Here is a 17,216-nt window from a genome sequence, read left to right as displayed (position 1 = left end):
AAACGCCAAGAAAGGGAAGGTCTCTCTATGAACCTTCCCTTCCTTTTACCATTCTACAGATAGCAACGCCTATTGCACGCTTAGCTTATACACTCGGGCTTCATAGGGGCGCAGCTTCAAGGCATGCAGTTGTTCCCCTTGTACCGGCTCGTAGTTGGACAGCAGCAACTCCGCTTTAGCAACAGGAAAGTCCTCCTCGGGCCAGTGGTACACCGGATCACGATCAAAGAAATTCAAAATGACCAGCAAACGCTCTTCTCCCAGCAAACGAGTGAATACATACAGCTCCGTATCTAGCGGCAACAGCAGCTTGTATTCGCCATAGACTATGACCTCATGTTGTTTGCGCAGAGCAATCAACTTGCGATAATAGTGGAAAATCGAGTCCGGATTATTTCTTTCTGCCTCTGCATTAATGTGCGTGTAGTTATCATTAATCTTCATCCAAGGCTCTCCATCGGTAAATCCGGCTGAAGGGCCAGCATTCCATTGCATGGGAGTACGCGCATTATCCCGACTTTTCCGCCAGATCTCCGCCATAATCTGTTCCTCAGACTCACCGATCTTCCGTTGCTGCTCATAATAATTCAATGTTTCCACATCCCGGTAATCATCAATTGACGGGAATGCGATATTCGTCATGCCAATTTCCTCACCTTGATAAATATAAGGCGTACCCTCTAACATATGTGTGAAGGTTGCCAGCATTTTGGCTGACTCTACGCGATATTGTCCATCATTAGCAAATCGCGAGAGGGCCCGCGGCTGATCATGATTGTTCAGATAATTGGCATTCCATCCTTCCTCATGAAGCACTGTCTGCCAGCTGCTCATTATTTTTTTCAGCTCCACCAGTGTCCACGGCTTGGGTTTCCATTTTTCCGTCCCTAGCCCTTGTGCATCAATAAACATGTGTTCAAACTGGAAAACCATATTCAGCTCATGCCGCTGGTCCCCCACATAATCAAGCGCCTGTTCCGGTCCTAAACCAGACGTTTCGCCAACTGTCATTAAGGGATAACGCTCCAGTAATTTTTCATTCAGCATCCGTAGAAGCACATGTACCTGTTCCAGATTGGAAAAGAGCTGATAGGCACGTACCAAGGTTCGTTTGTCAGGATTATCGGCATCCGGCAGTCCCTCCGCTTTGACAATATGGGCAATGGCGTCAAAACGGAAGCCATCGACTCCCTTTTTCAGCCACCATTCCACCATGCGGTAGAGTTCGCTCACCATCTCTTCATTTTCCCAGTTCAGATCTGGCTGATGCTCGGAATATAGATGCATGTAATATTCGTCTGTAAGCTTGTCATATTTCCACACTGAACCGGAAAAATACGATTCCCAGTTGTTCGGATATCCGCCATTTTTGCCTGTTCGCCATATGTAGTAGTCCCGCTTCGGATTATCCTTGGACGAGCGTGACTCCGTAAACCACGGATGCTCATCCGATGTATGGTTTAATACCAAATCCATCATGATTTTGATGCCTCGTTCATGCGCCTGGTGAAGCAGTTCGTCAAAATCCTCCATTGTTCCAAACTCATCCATAATGGCATAATAATCGCTAATATCATATCCGTTATCGTGATTAGGCGATTTATATACCGGACAAATCCAGATTACATCAATACCCAGCTCACACAAATAATCCAGCCTGGACAAAATGCCTCGCAAGTCTCCTTTACCGTCTCCGTCAGAATCCTGAAAACTGATCGGGTAAATCTGATATACAACGGCTTCCTTCCACCATATTTTTCTAGGCATGTTTCCCTCCTGTAGCTTCTCTGTACATCCAATAGCTTATGCTCTTAACATACACGCAATACCTGTCTGCGAATCGTTGGTGTAGGGGAACAAGAGTCTTGTAAGCTTGCTTCGACGCATTAGCAGAGCCGCTATAACCTACGGAGATTTATTTTAAAAAAATATTTTGCAAAACAGGTTGTAAAAGTGGACCTGGCGTTACCTATATTTATGAACTACCCATATATATGTACTCAAAGCGGTGCCACTTTTGAATAAAAGGAGGAATTTACATGAACCATCGACCCAAGGAGCCAAAGGATCTAATTGTGGAAACTGCTGTGATCCCGCCCAATATCCATGTGGACGTGGAGTCAGCCACTGAGGGGGGAACACGCCGCCTGATGCTTAGCGATAACCCGGAGACGCTTACCCATGTGACGGTACCTACCGAGCAAGCCACCCTGTGGCATGATGTGGTTCGCACCACAACGCGGACGGTCAAGCATCGCATTTTCGGCTGGCATTATAACAAAATCGGCAGCGCTGTTAAACTGGGCATCACCGTAGAGAACAGAAGCGCTGCTAAACTAGAAGTACGTCATATTGAACGTGCCCTTAAGATTGTGCCTGAGGATGGCAACTGGATTATAGATGTCGGGCAGTCTATTGCCAAAAGCTGTTTGGCGGGTACGATGGAACGTCTGAAGCCAGCAGACCGTCATAAATTCGGCAAAGGCACCGCCCTGCTGGAGGAATTTGAGCTGCCCGAAGGATCACTGGCCGGATTCATCTATGACCTCACAGTAGAATTTGCTGAAGGCCACGGTACGCTGGATTATGTGATTCGCACCGTGATCAGCAAGGATACGCAGACGGATCTGCGCCAGATTCATATGGATGCGCTTCCTCCCGTACCTCCACCACAGGCGCATCCACGAGGGGTGTGGTCCTTTTCCGAAACGAATGCGCGGATGCCAGAGTACGTGGTGGGGCAAAGCGCCAACTACCGGGCGTGTGCCACCAAAAAGCTGAACGGCGAGACTCCTGCCGATCTGCTGTTTACCGGGGCACGCAGCGAGCTGGGGCCTGCGCTAGATAATCGCGGACAATTCGGAACCATATACAACGCGACGATTCCCATCGTTAATGACAGTGACGAGGTACGTATCGTACGAATCTATGCCAATCCACGTGGGGGCGCGTTCGCCGGGTCTGTGCGTGTGGATGATCGTGTATATGGTATCCCTCTGCTACGAGATAATACCAAGGTATGCCGATTGGCTGATATCAGCGTCCCTCCCGGCAGATCTAGCTATGATCTCAGCTTCATGGTTGCAGGGAGCGCAACCACACCCTTGGGACTATACGTCATTACACTATAGCTGTGCTCACGATGACTGAATGAGCGAACGTGGAGCCAAAATTTTCACAGAATATGGTCTGCTCTATAGTAAATGGAGCTGTCCCAAAGCTGGTTTTAAATTTTATTGGACAGTCACGCTTCGTCATTAGTATAAAAAAGCGCGAGTGCAAGGGTTATTCCCCCCTGTAGCTCGCGCTTTTTGGTTCATGCTCACCCATTTGAGCAGGTTATGGTCAAACGAAGACACGTAGTCCTCTTCGCCGCCATACCCGTCATCGGCGATGACCATACCCGGTTATCCGGCTTGTGTCAGAATAAATATTGCTCTATTTGAACCGCTGGACCTGCCTCGAAGGCATAATGGTCAACTCTGGAATATTGACATGCTCCGGCTGCTCTAGTGCATAAAGGGCAGCTTCTGCAACATCATCGGGATGCAGCGGCAAAACGCTCGAAGCAAACGCCCGAATTTCCTGCTCGGGATATCCGGCCACCTGCGAAAATTCCGTCGCCACCGCCCCGGGATGAATTGCAGTTACACGAATTCCTTGCGTACTGGTCTCCAAACGCAATGCAGAGGCTATGGCACTAACGCCGTACTTGGTAGCACTGTATAATCCTCCTCCGGCAACCACTTCCTTCGCTGCAATAGAGGAGACAATGACAACATCCCCCTTGGCCTGTTCCCTCATTGGCTGAAGTCCGTACTTCAGTGTCAGAACAAGACCGTGCACATTCGTCTTGTAAAGCTCCTCCCACCTTTCCAGTTCCACTTCTGCCAGTGGGCTTCGATACCCGAAGCCGGCATTGGCAACGATAATGTCAAGCCGCCCCCAGCGTTCAAGAATGGCGTGGACCGCCTGCTGTACGTCTTCAGCTTTTTGGATATCGGCAGGTATTGCCATGACCTCGTACAACTCCTCTTGGTTCAAGTCGCGAACCAATTCATCCAATCGTTCCTGACGGCGTGCCAATACAGCTACATACGCGCCTCTCTTTGCCAGTTTTTTGGCAATCGATGCCCCAATGCCGCTGCTTGCGCCTGTTACCAAAGCTACTTTCCCGGCCAGGCTTTCCTTCGCTTTCCAGGATAATCTCAATTCATCCAATATCATGTTATACCCTCCCCAAGCTTATTTGGTTAAAAGCACACGATGAACACCCTGGCTGCCTCCAGGAGCTGTACCTATATATAAATATCCGTCATGGTTTACAGCCGTGGTTACCCCATAAAGCGAGCCTTCAGGATCATGCCAGCTTCCGATAAGTTTACCCTGCGGATTAAGCTCTATAGCAAGCCCATGCTTCACAGGTGCGTTTGCACCGCTGAGCAGCGATTGAGGCAATTTGGCCATCATTCCAGCCAGCCATGGGCTTCCATGCATCTGATCTACAAAGGGAATACGTGTCGTGAAGAGACCGACCCAGAAATGGCCTTGATCATCACGCGTAATGTTATCCGGAAAACCGGCGAGATTATCCGCAAAAATATCCGAAGTTCCCTTCTTCGGCCCTTTGAGCCAGTATCGGGTCAATTGGTAGTGATACGACTCTGCCACAAGCACAAAATCTTCGTCCGCAGACAAGGCAACCCCGTTCGCAAAATAAAGGCCTTCCAACAGAACTGTCGTCTGCTTGGTCGCCGGATCATATTTCAGCAAACGTCCATGTGGCTTGTTCTCGGCGATTTCTTTGAAGACTACACTGCCATAATTGGAGGTGTCAGAAAAATAAATGGTACCATCTTTGGCAATATCCAGCTCGTTGGCCAAATAGATCGGTGTGCCGTCGACTTGATTGGCCAACACCGTCACGTTTCCGGAAGGATCTACCGACAGCAGCCCCTTCTTAACATCCGTAACGATCAGATTTCCACTTGCGTCAAACATAAGTCCATTGGGCGTTCCTTTGGTATCTGCATATAGCTGGGCCTTTTGCGGATTGCCCTTTGTATCAAAGGCAACCTTATAAATTTTCCCGTCGGAGTCTCCCGTATATAAATTTCCTTCCTTGTCAAAGGTGATAAATTCCGGAAACTTAGGAGCAATTGTAACAAGCTCTGCGGAGCTGAGTTTGTTGTTTTGTTGCCATGGACCCGCTTGTTCAAAAGAGGGGGCCGAAGGTGCAAGCCATTTTGCAGGCTGGACAGGGGAAGGGATGAGCATAAAAATAACCACTCCCAGAAGGATTACCGCCAACAGCGATAATCCGGTTCTGCGTACCCATTTACGCGGTTTCTTAGTCTTTCTTCCTTGAGAATCTTTGACAGATAAATCGGGTTTACTGGGCATTAGAGTGCCTCCTATGTGATATGAATAATATTTCAGCATTTTGCATAATTCGATTCCCAACGCTCTAAAGTACACTATATAGACGAACTAAACCGTTTCGATCTATATATTGCTGATTTGAAATCGCTCTTGGGATTTATGCAAAATGCTCATTTATATTTGAACGACGATTTTACCGAAATACTGTTTTCCTTCAGCCAAAAGTGCGAAGGCTTCGCCGATTCGGCTGAGCGGGAATACCCGGTCAATGACAGGATGTAAACGATGGCGGGAAATGGCACGATTCATGTTTTCGAAATGTTCCCGGTTACCGACTTGGCTGCCGCGAATCGTCGCAGCCTTCTGCAAAATGCTGGTGACATCGAACTCAGGAATAGTCAAGCCCGATAAGAAGCCGACCATGTTCACAGTCCCTCCGGTACGAAGTGCATTGATGGATTGCGCCATTGTTGCCGCTCCCCCTACATCCAGGACATGGTCGACTCCGCCGTCTGTCAGCTCCAGAACCACCTTATCCCACTCGGGAACTTCCGAATAGTTGATTGTCTGCCATGCGCCGAGATCCTTTGCCCGTTCCAGCTTGTCATTGCTGCTCGATGTGATAATTACCCTTGCTCCCGCCATCAGAGAGAATTGAAGCCCAAAGATGGAAACACCGCCTGTTCCTTGCAAGAGCACCGTATCCCCCGCTCGCAGCCCACCGGATTCCATCAGCATGCTCCATGCGGTTAATGCTGCAATCGGCAAGGTGGAAGCCTCCTCCCAAGAAAGGTGATCCGGAATGGCGACGACCCCTTCTTCATGCAGAACGATATATTCAGACGCCACTCCACTGAGCGGGCCTCCCAGACTGTCCTTTAAGACCTCCGCTCTCGTGCTCCCGCCAATGAATTTCTGTTGTAAATTTGCCGCTACCCTTTGTCCAATCTGAAATTTTGTCACCCCTTCGCCCACAGCTACAATTTCACCCGCTCCATCGGATAACGGAATGAAGGGAAATTGAATGCCGATCGGCATTAGCCCGTTGATAATCACCAAATCCCGGTAATTCAGGGACGCTGCCCTTATGCGGATCAGAACTTCCAGCCGTCCCGGCACCGGTATGTCAAGTTCCGTCAAGGTTAACTCTTCAAAGCCAAAACCGTCTTTCAGTTGCACTGCTTTCATTTTGGTTGTCCTCCCTGTAATGTTAAACTTTTTACCCCAGTATGGATACAGTGTATTGCGAAAGTAACACCGTTTCTTATACAATACACTGTATCCAATTGTCTTCAAGACGTCAATCTTTACTTTAAAAATAAAAACGGTCGTAAACTGCCTCCGGGCTTTTAACGTTCCTTACCAAGTAAAATTGGAGACTGGGTGGCTTCGCTTGTCCAGAACTTACTCAGGTGGGCAAGCATACCAAAAAACGCGAGTTGCAGGGGTGAAATAACCTCTGCAACTCGCGTTTTTTACATTAATGGTGATAAAGCGCTGTCCAATAGAATTGGAATTTGCTTATGCCACAGCCTTATTTAAGCTCCAATTTTTATAAACTACGTCTACTTAAATTTGTTCCTGACTATATTACGCTACTAAGCATAAAATTGGAGGGCGGACCAGGCTCCGGCTTGCCAAACAAATAACCCTGAGCCAGTGACACACCTGCTTCACGACAAAATTCAAAATCCTCCATCTGCTCTACGCCTTCAGCCAACACTTGGCCTCCAAAACGAAAAGCCGATTCTACAATCCCTGTAATTTGCCGCTTCTGATCACTGTTACTATGACAGCCGTCAATTATACTGCGGTCAATTTTAACATAATCCGGCTGAAGGCAATTCATAAGCTCTGTCGTAGAATAACCTGCCCCCACATCGTCCAGGGCAACCGAAACTCCTCGATTGCGATATTGATCAAAGATATGATGCAAAAAATTAAGGTCGTCTATCTCTTCCGTTTCTACGACCTCAAATACAAAATCCTTCGTACTCATGGATAACCGATCAATCGTCTCAAAGGTGTGATTCAAGCAATAAGCCGGATTATAAATGGTGGAAGGGAGAAAGTTAATAAAACGTTTAATTCCCGCCGGAAGGCATGTTGCACTTTTTTCAATAGCGGAAATACGAGCCGAGCGATCCAGATGAGCATGCAAGCCAGCTTCACGGGCGATTTCAAACAGCCGGAAAGGCTGAAAAGGTCTCTCTGCATGTGACGGACGCAGCAAAAACTCAAACCCGATAATATCCAGCTTGTGATCAACAATAGGCTGCATATGGCTGGAAAAACTTTGATCCTTAATAATACTCACGATATCTGGATGTTGCAGTCTGGCTTGCAATTGACTAAATAAAAGCCAGTCCTCATATCCTTCGATATAATGCAAGCCCGTTACCACAACTTGCATATGGTTCAGGTATTCCTGCGGCAGATGAGCCAGTCCGTTAACCAACTGTTCCAGCTCTGAACGGCTGTCAAAGCGAAACTCTATGCTGCCCTCACGCCCATGTTCCTGCTTCAGTTGTTCCGATAGCATACCCAAACCATCTAATGCTGGAGTAAGCGACACCCTGGAATGCCTAATTCTGAGCAATCCTTGATCCTTAATAGGTAATATGATGCTGCAATTGCTGCATGTCATAATGGTCCTCCTCGGAACAATTTTCCGGTTTTTTCACCATTATATCACAAATAACTAGAACAAAAGCACTATATAATTACGTGTTTTTACAAAAAAGTAGCTTATTCTTAACGACAACTTAGGACTTAAGTATATATTCGACAAAAATCAGAAAACTTTTTTGCAATCATGATAAATTCGGGGCTGCTGTTTTTGGCATCAAAAAAAGCAGCAAATCTCTTGGTTAAAGAGACTTGCTGCTTCATTCTGATATTGATTGAAAACTAAAGTTCGAAGTTATTTGGACGCCTTTGGCTTCGTTGTTTTAGCTGGTTTAACAGCTGGTTTTGCTGTTGCTTTCACGGGAGCCACAGCTTCCTTTACAGGAGTCGTTGCTGCACTAGGCTTAGCGCCAGCTTTTAAGCTGTATTTGGCAAAGCCGTCTGCCGCGCTGCTCAAGTATGAAATTTGTTGATTTCCTGCCAGCACGTCTTTGGCATCAGGAGAGGACTCGAAAGTAACCCTTGCCTGACCAAAAGGAGCAATAGACCAATTGCCATCCGCCGATGGATTAATCGTTCCGTTCGTACGGATATAGTCAATAATGACCTGGCGACTTTCATCCGGTGCTGCCATCACAATTCGTTTGCCATCTGGGTTAGCCAGTTTGGATGAGGAAGCACGATAGTTATTGGTGGCTACGATAAATTTCTGCGCAGGATCAATAGCCTTCCCATTGTATTGCAGATCCTTGATACGATGAGCTGAAGAATCAATAATCGTTCCCTTGGCATCATATCGTGCAGGCTGAGTTACATCAATCTGGTAATTCACACCGTCAATGACATCAAAATTGTAGGTTGGGAAATCTTTGTTGATCAGCGATTGCTCCTCAGTTTGCTTTGGATCAATGCGGTTGAACTGACCTGCAGACCACTCCAGCCATTCCTGAATTTCAGCACCGGTCACTTCTACAGCATGAACCGTGTTCGGATACACATACAGGTCGGACACGTTTTTAATCGCTACCGTACCTTCAGGAATGTTTGTGTAATACTCGGCTCCGTTTCGACCACCGGCCTTGAATGGAGCGCCTGCCGACAATACGGGAAGATTTTCGTATTCGGTCCCTTTAAGATGGTTTTGAACATACCATTTCTGTGCATTCGTCACAATTTGAATGGAAGGTTCATCCTGCACTAATGCAAAATAACTGTTAATCGGTGCAGTCGTTGTTCCAACAGGTTGGCGAACATAATCCAGCGTTCCTTGATGCTCTTCCTTGATCGAATCTGTCAGTTTGTAGTCAGGAGTAAACTGCACAGCCTGGTTAGTGGTACTCACAACCGGACGTACTTCAGACTGAGAGTTAGTTACGTTCCACTCGCGGTTTCTCTTTTCCAGGCTCAGGTCAATAATACCCAGCTCCTTGCCCCATGAGGAAGCCTCCACAGCCGGTACGCCGTTAATGGTTCCTTTATCTAGATCTACACCCTTCATTTCTTTAAAATCAGGGCCGGGGAAAGATTTATGAGCATGCCCAAACAAAATAGCGTTAATTCCGTCCACCTGGCTTAAATATTTAACGGCATTCTCCATCATTGGCGTTTGCGGCACATCCTCATAACCTGTGTGCGCAAGCACGACAATAATGTCAGCACCTTCCGTCTTCATTTGAGGAATAAACTTTTTCGCCGTTTCCACAATATCCTTCGTAACGACTTTATCCTTCAAATTGGCTTCATCCCACTGCATAATTTGTGGTGTGACCAAACCGATGACGCCCACTCTAAGGATGTGCTCTTGGCCCTTCTCGTCCGTTACCGTTTTATCAAGAATTCGATAAGGGGTAAAATGATTTTTAGTAGCTTGCCCCCCCTTGTCAACATAAACATTCGCATTTACGTAAGGAAAATCGGCTCCCTTGAGCGATTTCTCCAGAAAATCGAGACCGTAGTTGAATTCGTGGTTACCCACTGTCGCCGCATCATAGCCCATCAAGTTCATCATCTTGTAGACTGGATGGACACCGCCTTCTTTTTCATAGGTTTTGTTTCTGGCCATATAATCGCCTAATGGATTGCCCTGTAACAAATCACCGTTATCGAACAGCATGCTGTTTCTTGTTTCACTACGCGCCTGTTGGATCAAACCAGCTGTGCTAATCAAGCCATATTCGTTGGTTTCTTTGTCTGAATAGTAATCATAGTTCATCAGCGACGCATGAATATCCGTTGTTTCCATGATCCGCAAATTCACCGTAGCGCTATCGCGAGAATCGCTAGCTGCCCAGGATGGAGCGGCCGAAAACACCAGCATGCTACAAGCCACAACTGCTGCTGTAAACCCTTTAAACCAATTTTTACGAAATAACAAAATATACCCCTCCTCATTAAGGTGTATGCCTCATATACATACTTTTGCACATATATGTAAGCCTTGAACCCACCATTTCTATTTTAATCCAACGCCAGATAAAAGAGTAGTCATTTACTTAAATTATTTATGAAAAAATAATTAATTTTCTCAAAAAATAAAAAGCCAGCAAACCTCCTAAAAAACTCGGAGATTCACCGGCTTATCCATTTATATTCGTATTACTTCTTCCAAACCTGGCGCTCAGATTGCTGACCCACATACTCAATGCGTGTCGGATTCACGTCCAGAATGACATAATCGGGATCATCCGGTCCGGAAAACCATTCCTTCAAGGAATCGTTCCACACTTGTTTGCGCAGCCCCTCATCAGCTGTGATCTGGACGGTAGCCTCCACTTCTACGACTTCCTTCGTACCGCCAACTTCATAACCCAGCAGCAGATAAGCATTCGGATTGTCCTTTAGCTCCTCCACTTTATGAGTTTTGCGATCTGTCGCCAGATGAATGTTCATTCCATCGTTAAAAAGGGCCATATAGCGTACTTTCGGTTTGCCACCCTCTACCGTACCTAACGAGCAAAATTTGTTGTTATCCAAAGCCTTCACAATGGCTTGTTCCAGTTGGTTGCGATCCAATGTTTCCGTTTTACCCACAGTACAACAACTCCTTTTCACGAATTTGAATTCTCTACGGCCACGCCATTGGGCACCAGCCCATCTGAACCTACCTGCGTAGCTGTTCTGAAAATAACATGACCGGATCGAATCGAATTGATTCATGCTCATTTTCAGATCAAAGCTCACAGTAAAAGTGTACCCTGTGGTTTGGCAAATGAACCGTCATCTCTCCCTTCATGCTGGACAGACCCGCATTCAAGGCATATAATCGTCGTATTAAACCCGAATAAATGAACCCATTAAACCATACAATGCCAGGGGTGCTGGAATCGGCCGGCTGAGAGTGTGTCCCAAGACACTGACCCTTACAACCTGATCTGGGTAATGCCAGCGTAGGAATGCTTAAGCAAGATGTGCCTTTTTTACATAGGACCATCCCTTACTTTGGTATATACAAGCGCAAGCGTCCCGGAAACTCGGGGCGCTTTTTTTGTTGAAGATTATGTTGTTGGAAAGATCGCGTCCGGCAGATGTTATTTTTAGAAAATGGGGAACTTAAGCTGTCTGATTGGACGGATAACGGGTAATTAAAGGAGAGAACACAACGATGAAGCGCATGAAAATATTAAGCCTGGGACTGATCAGTCTGTGGCTCATGGCCCTGACCGCTTGCGGTGGAAGTCCCCCCACATCCCAAGAAGCGGCTCCCGCTACCGACACTCAAACGTCTACTCCGGCAAAGGGGCTCAAAGATGTTAAAGTCGTGCTCGACTGGACACCCAATACGAATCATACGGGACTCTATGTCGCTAAGGACAAAGGATTTTACGAAAAAGCGGGTTTGAATGTCCAAATTGTTCAACCTGGTTCAGGCGGAGCTGATCAAATGGTTGCTTCTAATGCTGCACCTTTTGGTATCAGCTACCAAGAAGGCGTCACACAGGCTCGTACGCAAGGCGTGCCGCTTGTATCCATCGCTGCGGTGATTCAGCATAATACCTCAGGCTTCGCAGCCCCGGTAGATCGTGGAATTAAGAGCCCGAAAGATTTTGAAGGTAAAAAATACGGCGGTTGGGGCTCTCCCGTAGAAGAAGCGGTCATGAAATCCATCATGGATTCAGACAAAGGCGATGTGAGCAAAGTGAAGATCATCAACATGGGCAATGCAGACTATTTTACAGCCGTGAAGCGGGATATCGACTTTGCCTGGATTTTCTACGCATGGACCGGAATCGAGGCCCAGCTTCGAGGTGAGCCATTGGATATGCTGTATGTAAAAGATTATTCCAAAAGCCTCGATTACTATACACCTGTAATTGTGAGCAACGAACAGACAATAAAAAATGATCCCGAGCTGGTCAAAGCGTTCATGGACGCTACCGCACAAGGCTATGAATACACTATCGCCCATCCAGAAGAAGCCGCGGACATCTTAGGCAAAGCTGTACCGGAGCTGGATAAAAAACTGGTACTTGCCAGCCAAAAATGGCTAAGCCCGCGTTATCAGGACGATGCCGCGCAATGGGGTGTGCAAAAACCGGAGGTATGGCAAAACTATTCGGACTGGATGTACGAACGCAAGCTGCTCAGCAAGCCTTTGGAAGTCGATAAAGCCTTCACAAACGGTTTCCTGCCCAAGCGTTGATCATTTGTTAAAACGCTAAATAAGACTGATCTAGAGAAGTGAACAAAGCGCCACTACGCAGTCGGATGGTGCTTCCCATCGCTGCTGTACCCAGATTTCTTTTATAAATATCCAGAGGTTGAAATCTGGGTACAAAGGCGAACGCTAACGCTTGTACAGCACCATTCCGCCCACTTCGTTCTCGTTCTACTTGGTTTATTCTTTAGCTTTTCATATTATCTAAGCGCTAAGTAGGTGCGCTTGTGTGTTAAAAATGCCACACAAACCAGCTTTAAAAATAGGGTGCTTTTAAGGCGGTTGGCAGCGTAGTGGTTCATTTGAATCTGGAGAAGCGCAGCGATCGTAAGATCAAATGAACCGCGAAGCGGTCTCCCCGCCTTAAACCACCATATTTTTTTAATAACACTCCAAATAAAGGACAGGTGAATTTTCATGGCTAACACACTGCTCAGTATTCAAGTCATCCCTAAGACTCCTAATAACGAGGACTCTTACCCGTATGTAGATAAGGCGATTGAGGTCATTCAGCGCTCCGGCGTCAAACATCAGGTGAATCCATTGGATACGACCATGGAGGGCGAGCTCGACGAGTTGCTGAAAGTGGTTAAAGAAATGCACGAGGCTTTGACGGAAGCGGGCAGTCCCAGCGTCATTTCACAGATCAAAATCGCACATAACCCACAAGGCATCAGCATGAACAAGCTGACCGAGAAATATCGCCCATGAATCCGAAAGGCAAGAACGCATCCTGGTGGAAAAGCGTATGGCCGCCCTTTGTGGCGGTCCTCTTCTTTTTAGCGGCCTGGCAGGGGGCGGTTTCCTATTTGCATGTTGAATCCTGGCTGCTGCCTGCTCCATCCCTCATCGTACAAGAGGGCATAGCCCAGACGGCGCTGCTTGGTGCCCATACATGGGCTACGATTCGTCTGACACTTGCGGGATTCGCGATAGGGACAGCAACGGGACTGTTGATCGCCATCGTTCTTCATACGATTCCTTTTCTCAAATCCGCCCTGTATCCGCTGCTTATCCTGAGCCAAAACATTCCAATCATCGCCCTGGGACCGCTGCTCATGGTGTGGTTTGGTTTTGGCGTGCTGCCCAAGCTGATGGTCATTACCCTAGTATGCTTTTTTCCCGTGGCTGTAGCGGCCATGGACGGGCTGACTCGAACAGACCGTACGATGATGAACTATATGCAGATGTCGGGTGCAAGCCGCATGGCTATTTTTATGAAGCTGGAGCTGCCACATTCCCTGCCGCAAGTCTTTTCTGGCGTTAAAATTGCTGCTACCTATAGTGTGATGGGTGCGATCATTGCGGAATGGATCGGAGCTAGTGAAGGAATTGGATATTATATGCTGCTGCAAAAATCTGCCTATCGCACGGACCTCATTTTTGCCGCCATCGGCATTATTGTTGCACTCAGCTTACTCATGTTTGTGGTTATTTTACTACTGGAGAAATGGCTGGTTCGCTGGAAACCCGATCGAGAGTAGCTTCCTCCTTGAATTACATACAGCAAAGAAAGGACGTGGCGCGTATGAGTCTGCATCCGACTGACTTATCATCATACAACGTGGCTAATGAACAACGAACCGGGGAACAGCAGAGTCCTTCAACCGCTCCTCCTGCTTTGGAATTGGACGGGATCAGCCTCGCCTTCCGCGAAAAGCGAAGCCTACTGCCCGTACTGCAGGATGTATCCCTCACAGTCAAGCCAGGAGAATTCGTTTCCCTCATCGGTCCGTCAGGCAGCGGCAAAAGCACGCTGTTTCACATCATCGGCGGGCTACTCAAACCACAGCAGGGACGTATCCGTATGCACGGACGGGACATGACTGGTGAACGTGGGCATATCAGCTATATGCCGCAGCAGCCCGCCCTTTTCCCGTGGCGTACCACGCTGGACAACGTACTGCTTGGGCAGGAAAATGCTCCACGTAAAAATACAACAGTACCCCCTCAGTACGCCAGTGAACGCGAGCGTCGCAAAGAAGCCTTGCAATGGCTCGAACAGGTTGGACTTGGTAAATTCGCCAAGGCGTATCCACATACGCTGTCTGGTGGAATGCAACAGCGCGCAGCCTTTCTTCGCGCACTGCTCAGCCCACAGGAATTAATGCTGCTGGATGAGCCGTTCAGCGCACTCGATGCGCTGACACGTGCAGACATGCAGCAATGGTTATTACGGATGTGGGAAAAGAACCGCCGTTCTGTGCTGTTTATTACCCACAGCATTGAAGAAGCGTTGCTGCTCTCCGACCGCATCTATGTGCTGTCGGCGCGACCTGCTTCAGTGGTGCATGTCGTAGATGTCCCTTTTCCCCGCCCGCGTAGGGAAGAAATCACCCTCGATCCGCTCTTTATTGAATGGAAGCGGACCATGACCAGCTGGATGCGCGAGGAAAAACATAAACTGGACGGCGACATGGACAATGCTCAGAGCGTCCACAAGAATATCCCGGAAGATGGATTGAATCGACATGAGTGACGTAAAAGTTCGATGTGCATTGAAATGGAACAGCCAAACAAAGCCAGGCTTGGATTTGACCGCAATTGGACCCGCTCCATTGATCGACGCGCATATTCATGTAGACAGCTACCCGCCCGAACAACAGGAATTATTGCTCGCTTCACTTGCCAATAGCAGCGTCCAAGCCGTGATAGCCGTGTCGATGCATCTGGGCTCCAGCCGAGCCAATCTGCAGTTAGCCAAGCGTTACCCCGGGCTGGTACGACCAGCCTTTGGCTTTCATCCCGAACAGGCTCTTCCACCGCAAGCTGAGCTTGAACTCTTGTTCAACTGGATGGACGAACATGTACAGCAGATGGTCGCCGTGGGTGAAGTCGGCTTGCCCTATTACAATCGGCTGGAAGCCTCACAGAGCGGTTCACCTTTTGACCTCGCTCCCTACATAGTGCTACTAGAGCGCTTTATCCAGTTTGCAAGCAAGCATAACAAGCCCATTGTCCTGCACGCCGTTTATGAGGACGCAGACATCGCCTGTGACCTTTTGGAACGTCATGGCATCACACAGGCGCATTTTCACTGGTTTAAAGGCTCTGCCGCCACAACCGAACGTATGGCCCGGAACGGCTATTATGTCTCCTTCACACCGGATCTCCTGTACGAAGAAGAGATCCGCAGTTTGGCAAGACAGTATCCGTCTGATCAGATCATGGCAGAGACAGATGGTCCCTGGCCGTTCGAGGGGCCTTTTACCGGACAACAGACACATCCACGGATGACTGCCGACGTCATTCGCGCGTATAGCAAGCTGACCCATCAAGATGAATCTGCCGTCCGTCAATTATTTTATGAAAATACGAGACGCTTTTACTCACTATCTGATTGATAAAGGCATACCAGCTATTTACTGACTGGAAGGTTTACAACCACAACATGCAACCAAAGCAAAGAACTTCCTTATTTACGCGGGACTTCATCATACGTAAATAAGGAGGTTCTTGTATTTTCAAACGTATATAGCTCAAATACTACTTGTATTTTGCAGAGTTTTTTGTCGCTACTCAGCTTTTATTGCTTCAAGAAACCCTTCTGTTCCAAAAATGGCTTCAACTGCAAGCGCGCTGGCTCGGTCAGTCTCGCAGCCATTTGCTCAGACCATGGCGTAGAGCGTTGACCGCCTGTACGTTCCTTCAAATATTCCGCTGATGTGTGATCGTATACCTCTACAGCTTTCATCGTCTGATTTTTGTCGTAACCGTTCATATGCAAAACACCGGACAGTGGAAGACGTGGACGCAAGCCCGTTTCCTGATCCGGTACACCAATACACATACCGAACACTGGATACACCAGCTCTGGCAACCCTAACAACTCAGATACCTCTGCTATTTTAGTACGAATGCCGCCGATGTAGACGATGCCCAGGCCCAGTGATTCAGCGGCTACCGCTGCATTTTGTGCAGCTAACGCGGCATCAATGGTCGCAACCGTATAATTTTCGACGGAACCTTCATAGGAAGGCTGACCTGGCTGATGGTGTAGTGTGACCTGCTTCAGACGGTACAGATCTGCGCACCATACCAGAAACGCGGGGCATTGCTCAACGTAAGCCTGTCCTCCTGCCAACTCGGCCAGTTTTGTTTTTAAAGAAGGCTCGGTAACGGCAATAACGGTATATGCCTGCACATTGCTGGACGAGGATGCCATTTGGCCAGCTGCCACAATAGCTGCGAGCTGCTCGTCGGTAACGGCGTCTGACTTGAACTTTCGCACAGACCGGTGATTCATCAACAAGGAAATCGTATCATTCATGACTGCTTCACTCCTAATCCATAATATAAGCTCTTTATCTACTTCAAGCTGTGAGTATACGAAGAAGTTCTTGCATGCTTGCATGGCACTCCTACAAATATTATGGAACTTTCGCGAATGATAAGCAACCTGACGTGATGAAAGTTGAATGGTTTAAAAAAACAAACGCAACAAAAAGCAAGCACGCAGAAAACCAATTGTGCGTACTTGCTCTATACTCTGATAATAACTTTATCTCGCAACAGATGTCCGACAGTACGCTATCCTGCTAATACATCCATA

At 47.7% G+C, this 17,216-nt stretch carries 15 protein-coding genes and 1 riboswitch; of the genes, 6 read left to right on the top strand and 9 right to left on the bottom strand.

The features are described 5' to 3' along the window. Positions 1 to 69: 69 nt before the first annotated feature. The gene (locus GRP75_RS03995) at positions 70 to 1,767 is read right to left on the bottom strand and encodes a glycoside hydrolase family 13 protein (protein WP_071559418.1); all 1,698 of its coding nucleotides are present in this window, start codon (positions 1,765 to 1,767) and stop codon (positions 70 to 72) included. Positions 1,768 to 2,039: 272 nt separating this feature from the next. On the opposite strand from GRP75_RS03995, the gene GRP75_RS03990 reads away from it, so the two are divergent. After that, positions 2,040 to 3,131 (top strand): hypothetical protein, encoded by a 1,092-nt coding sequence (locus GRP75_RS03990; RefSeq protein WP_028541207.1) that lies wholly within the window; start codon positions 2,040 to 2,042, stop codon positions 3,129 to 3,131. A gap of 307 nt (positions 3,132 to 3,438) precedes the next feature. Here the strand turns inward: GRP75_RS03990 and GRP75_RS03985 are convergent, their stop codons facing one another. The 6 genes from GRP75_RS03985 to GRP75_RS03960 form a co-directional block, all read right to left on the bottom strand. After that, on the bottom strand, positions 3,439 to 4,227 hold the full coding sequence (locus GRP75_RS03985) for an SDR family oxidoreductase (RefSeq protein WP_075153607.1): 789 nt from the start codon (positions 4,225 to 4,227) through the stop codon (positions 3,439 to 3,441). Between the two features lie 18 nt (positions 4,228 to 4,245). Then, positions 4,246 to 5,403 (bottom strand): SMP-30/gluconolactonase/LRE family protein, encoded by a 1,158-nt coding sequence (locus GRP75_RS03980; protein WP_160788651.1) that lies wholly within the window; start codon positions 5,401 to 5,403, stop codon positions 4,246 to 4,248. 153 nt (positions 5,404 to 5,556) lie between these two features. Beyond that, positions 5,557 to 6,570 carry a zinc-dependent alcohol dehydrogenase family protein gene (locus GRP75_RS03975; RefSeq protein ID WP_053324489.1) on the bottom strand — a complete coding sequence of 338 codons (1,014 nt, stop codon included), beginning with the start codon at positions 6,568 to 6,570 and terminating at the stop codon, positions 5,557 to 5,559. Positions 6,571 to 6,967: 397 nt separating this feature from the next. Then, entirely contained in the window at positions 6,968 to 8,029 is a 1,062-nt protein-coding gene (locus tag GRP75_RS03970; protein ID WP_028541210.1) for an EAL domain-containing protein, read from the bottom strand. A gap of 276 nt (positions 8,030 to 8,305) precedes the next feature. Next, the gene (locus GRP75_RS03965) at positions 8,306 to 10,384 is read right to left on the bottom strand and encodes a bifunctional 2',3'-cyclic-nucleotide 2'-phosphodiesterase/3'-nucleotidase (RefSeq protein ID WP_160788650.1); all 2,079 of its coding nucleotides are present in this window, start codon (positions 10,382 to 10,384) and stop codon (positions 8,306 to 8,308) included. Positions 10,385 to 10,605: 221 nt separating this feature from the next. Then, positions 10,606 to 11,040, bottom strand: a complete 435-nt coding sequence (locus tag GRP75_RS03960; RefSeq protein WP_071559425.1) for a pyridoxamine 5'-phosphate oxidase family protein — start codon at positions 11,038 to 11,040, stop codon at positions 10,606 to 10,608. A 270-nt stretch (positions 11,041 to 11,310) separates the two neighbouring features. Further along, positions 11,311 to 11,420: riboswitch (TPP riboswitch) on the top strand. Between the two features lie 191 nt (positions 11,421 to 11,611). Between GRP75_RS03960 and GRP75_RS03955 the strand changes: the two genes are divergently transcribed. Beyond that, positions 11,612 to 12,649, top strand: a complete 1,038-nt coding sequence (locus GRP75_RS03955) for an ABC transporter substrate-binding protein (RefSeq protein WP_160788649.1) — start codon at positions 11,612 to 11,614, stop codon at positions 12,647 to 12,649. A gap of 215 nt (positions 12,650 to 12,864) precedes the next feature. Here the strand turns inward: GRP75_RS03955 and GRP75_RS03950 are convergent, their stop codons facing one another. After that, positions 12,865 to 13,083, bottom strand: a complete 219-nt coding sequence (locus GRP75_RS03950) for a hypothetical protein (RefSeq protein ID WP_160788648.1) — start codon at positions 13,081 to 13,083, stop codon at positions 12,865 to 12,867. On the opposite strand from GRP75_RS03950, the gene GRP75_RS03945 reads away from it, so the two are divergent. Genes GRP75_RS03945 through GRP75_RS03930 form a run of 4 tightly spaced genes read left to right on the top strand, consistent with a single transcriptional unit; the run spans position 13,082 to position 16,008 of the window. Next, complete coding sequence (locus GRP75_RS03945) at positions 13,082 to 13,375, top strand: MTH1187 family thiamine-binding protein (protein WP_016818835.1); 294 nt, start codon at positions 13,082 to 13,084, stop codon at positions 13,373 to 13,375. The two genes, GRP75_RS03950 and GRP75_RS03945, sit on opposite strands and share 2 nt — an antisense overlap. Next, positions 13,372 to 14,148: an ABC transporter permease gene (locus GRP75_RS03940; RefSeq protein WP_160788647.1), complete on the top strand. Its 777-nt coding sequence runs from the start codon at positions 13,372 to 13,374 to the stop codon at positions 14,146 to 14,148. The genes GRP75_RS03945 and GRP75_RS03940 overlap by 4 nt, the downstream gene beginning before the upstream one ends. A 44-nt stretch (positions 14,149 to 14,192) precedes the next feature. Continuing rightward, positions 14,193 to 15,143 (top strand): ABC transporter ATP-binding protein, encoded by a 951-nt coding sequence (locus tag GRP75_RS03935; protein ID WP_160788659.1) that lies wholly within the window; start codon positions 14,193 to 14,195, stop codon positions 15,141 to 15,143. Next, on the top strand, positions 15,136 to 16,008 hold the full coding sequence (locus GRP75_RS03930; protein WP_160788646.1) for a TatD family hydrolase: 873 nt from the start codon (positions 15,136 to 15,138) through the stop codon (positions 16,006 to 16,008). Before GRP75_RS03935 ends, GRP75_RS03930 begins: the two co-directional genes overlap by 8 nt. 182 nt (positions 16,009 to 16,190) lie before the next feature. On the opposite strand, the gene nfsA is transcribed toward GRP75_RS03930, so the two are convergent. Further along, on the bottom strand, positions 16,191 to 16,934 hold the full coding sequence (nfsA, locus tag GRP75_RS03925; protein ID WP_068941046.1) for an oxygen-insensitive NADPH nitroreductase: 744 nt from the start codon (positions 16,932 to 16,934) through the stop codon (positions 16,191 to 16,193). Positions 16,935 to 17,216 lie beyond the last annotated feature (282 nt).

The organism is Paenibacillus sp. OT2-17 (genome assembly GCF_009827695.1).
GTDB classification, from domain to species: domain Bacteria; phylum Bacillota; class Bacilli; order Paenibacillales; family Paenibacillaceae; genus Paenibacillus; species Paenibacillus polymyxa_B.
Note: the sequence above shows the minus strand (reverse complement) of the source record. Positions and strands in the feature narration are given on the sequence as shown.

Excerpts from the sequence above, each read along its gene's own strand:
- GRP75_RS03995 (WP_071559418.1), bottom strand. The coding sequence starts at position 1,767 with ATGCCTAGAAAAATATGGTGGAAGGAAGCCGTTGTATATCAGATTTAC.
- GRP75_RS03940 (WP_160788647.1), top strand. The coding sequence starts at position 13,372 with ATGAATCCGAAAGGCAAGAACGCATCCTGGTGGAAAAGCGTATGGCCG.
- GRP75_RS03935 (WP_160788659.1), top strand. The coding sequence starts at position 14,193 with ATGAGTCTGCATCCGACTGACTTATCATCATACAACGTGGCTAATGAA.
- GRP75_RS03975 (WP_053324489.1), bottom strand. The coding sequence starts at position 6,570 with ATGAAAGCAGTGCAACTGAAAGACGGTTTTGGCTTTGAAGAGTTAACC.
- GRP75_RS03980 (WP_160788651.1), bottom strand. The coding sequence starts at position 5,403 with ATGCCCAGTAAACCCGATTTATCTGTCAAAGATTCTCAAGGAAGAAAG.
- GRP75_RS03990 (WP_028541207.1), top strand. The coding sequence starts at position 2,040 with ATGAACCATCGACCCAAGGAGCCAAAGGATCTAATTGTGGAAACTGCT.
- GRP75_RS03950 (WP_160788648.1), bottom strand. The coding sequence starts at position 13,083 with ATGAAAATTCACCTGTCCTTTATTTGGAGTGTTATTAAAAAAATATGG.
- GRP75_RS03955 (WP_160788649.1), top strand. The coding sequence starts at position 11,612 with ATGAAGCGCATGAAAATATTAAGCCTGGGACTGATCAGTCTGTGGCTC.
- GRP75_RS03945 (WP_016818835.1), top strand. The coding sequence starts at position 13,082 with ATGGCTAACACACTGCTCAGTATTCAAGTCATCCCTAAGACTCCTAAT.
- GRP75_RS03930 (WP_160788646.1), top strand. The coding sequence starts at position 15,136 with ATGAGTGACGTAAAAGTTCGATGTGCATTGAAATGGAACAGCCAAACA.
- nfsA (WP_068941046.1), bottom strand. The coding sequence starts at position 16,934 with ATGAATGATACGATTTCCTTGTTGATGAATCACCGGTCTGTGCGAAAG.
- GRP75_RS03970 (WP_028541210.1), bottom strand. The coding sequence starts at position 8,029 with ATGACATGCAGCAATTGCAGCATCATATTACCTATTAAGGATCAAGGA.
- GRP75_RS03985 (WP_075153607.1), bottom strand. The coding sequence starts at position 4,227 with ATGATATTGGATGAATTGAGATTATCCTGGAAAGCGAAGGAAAGCCTG.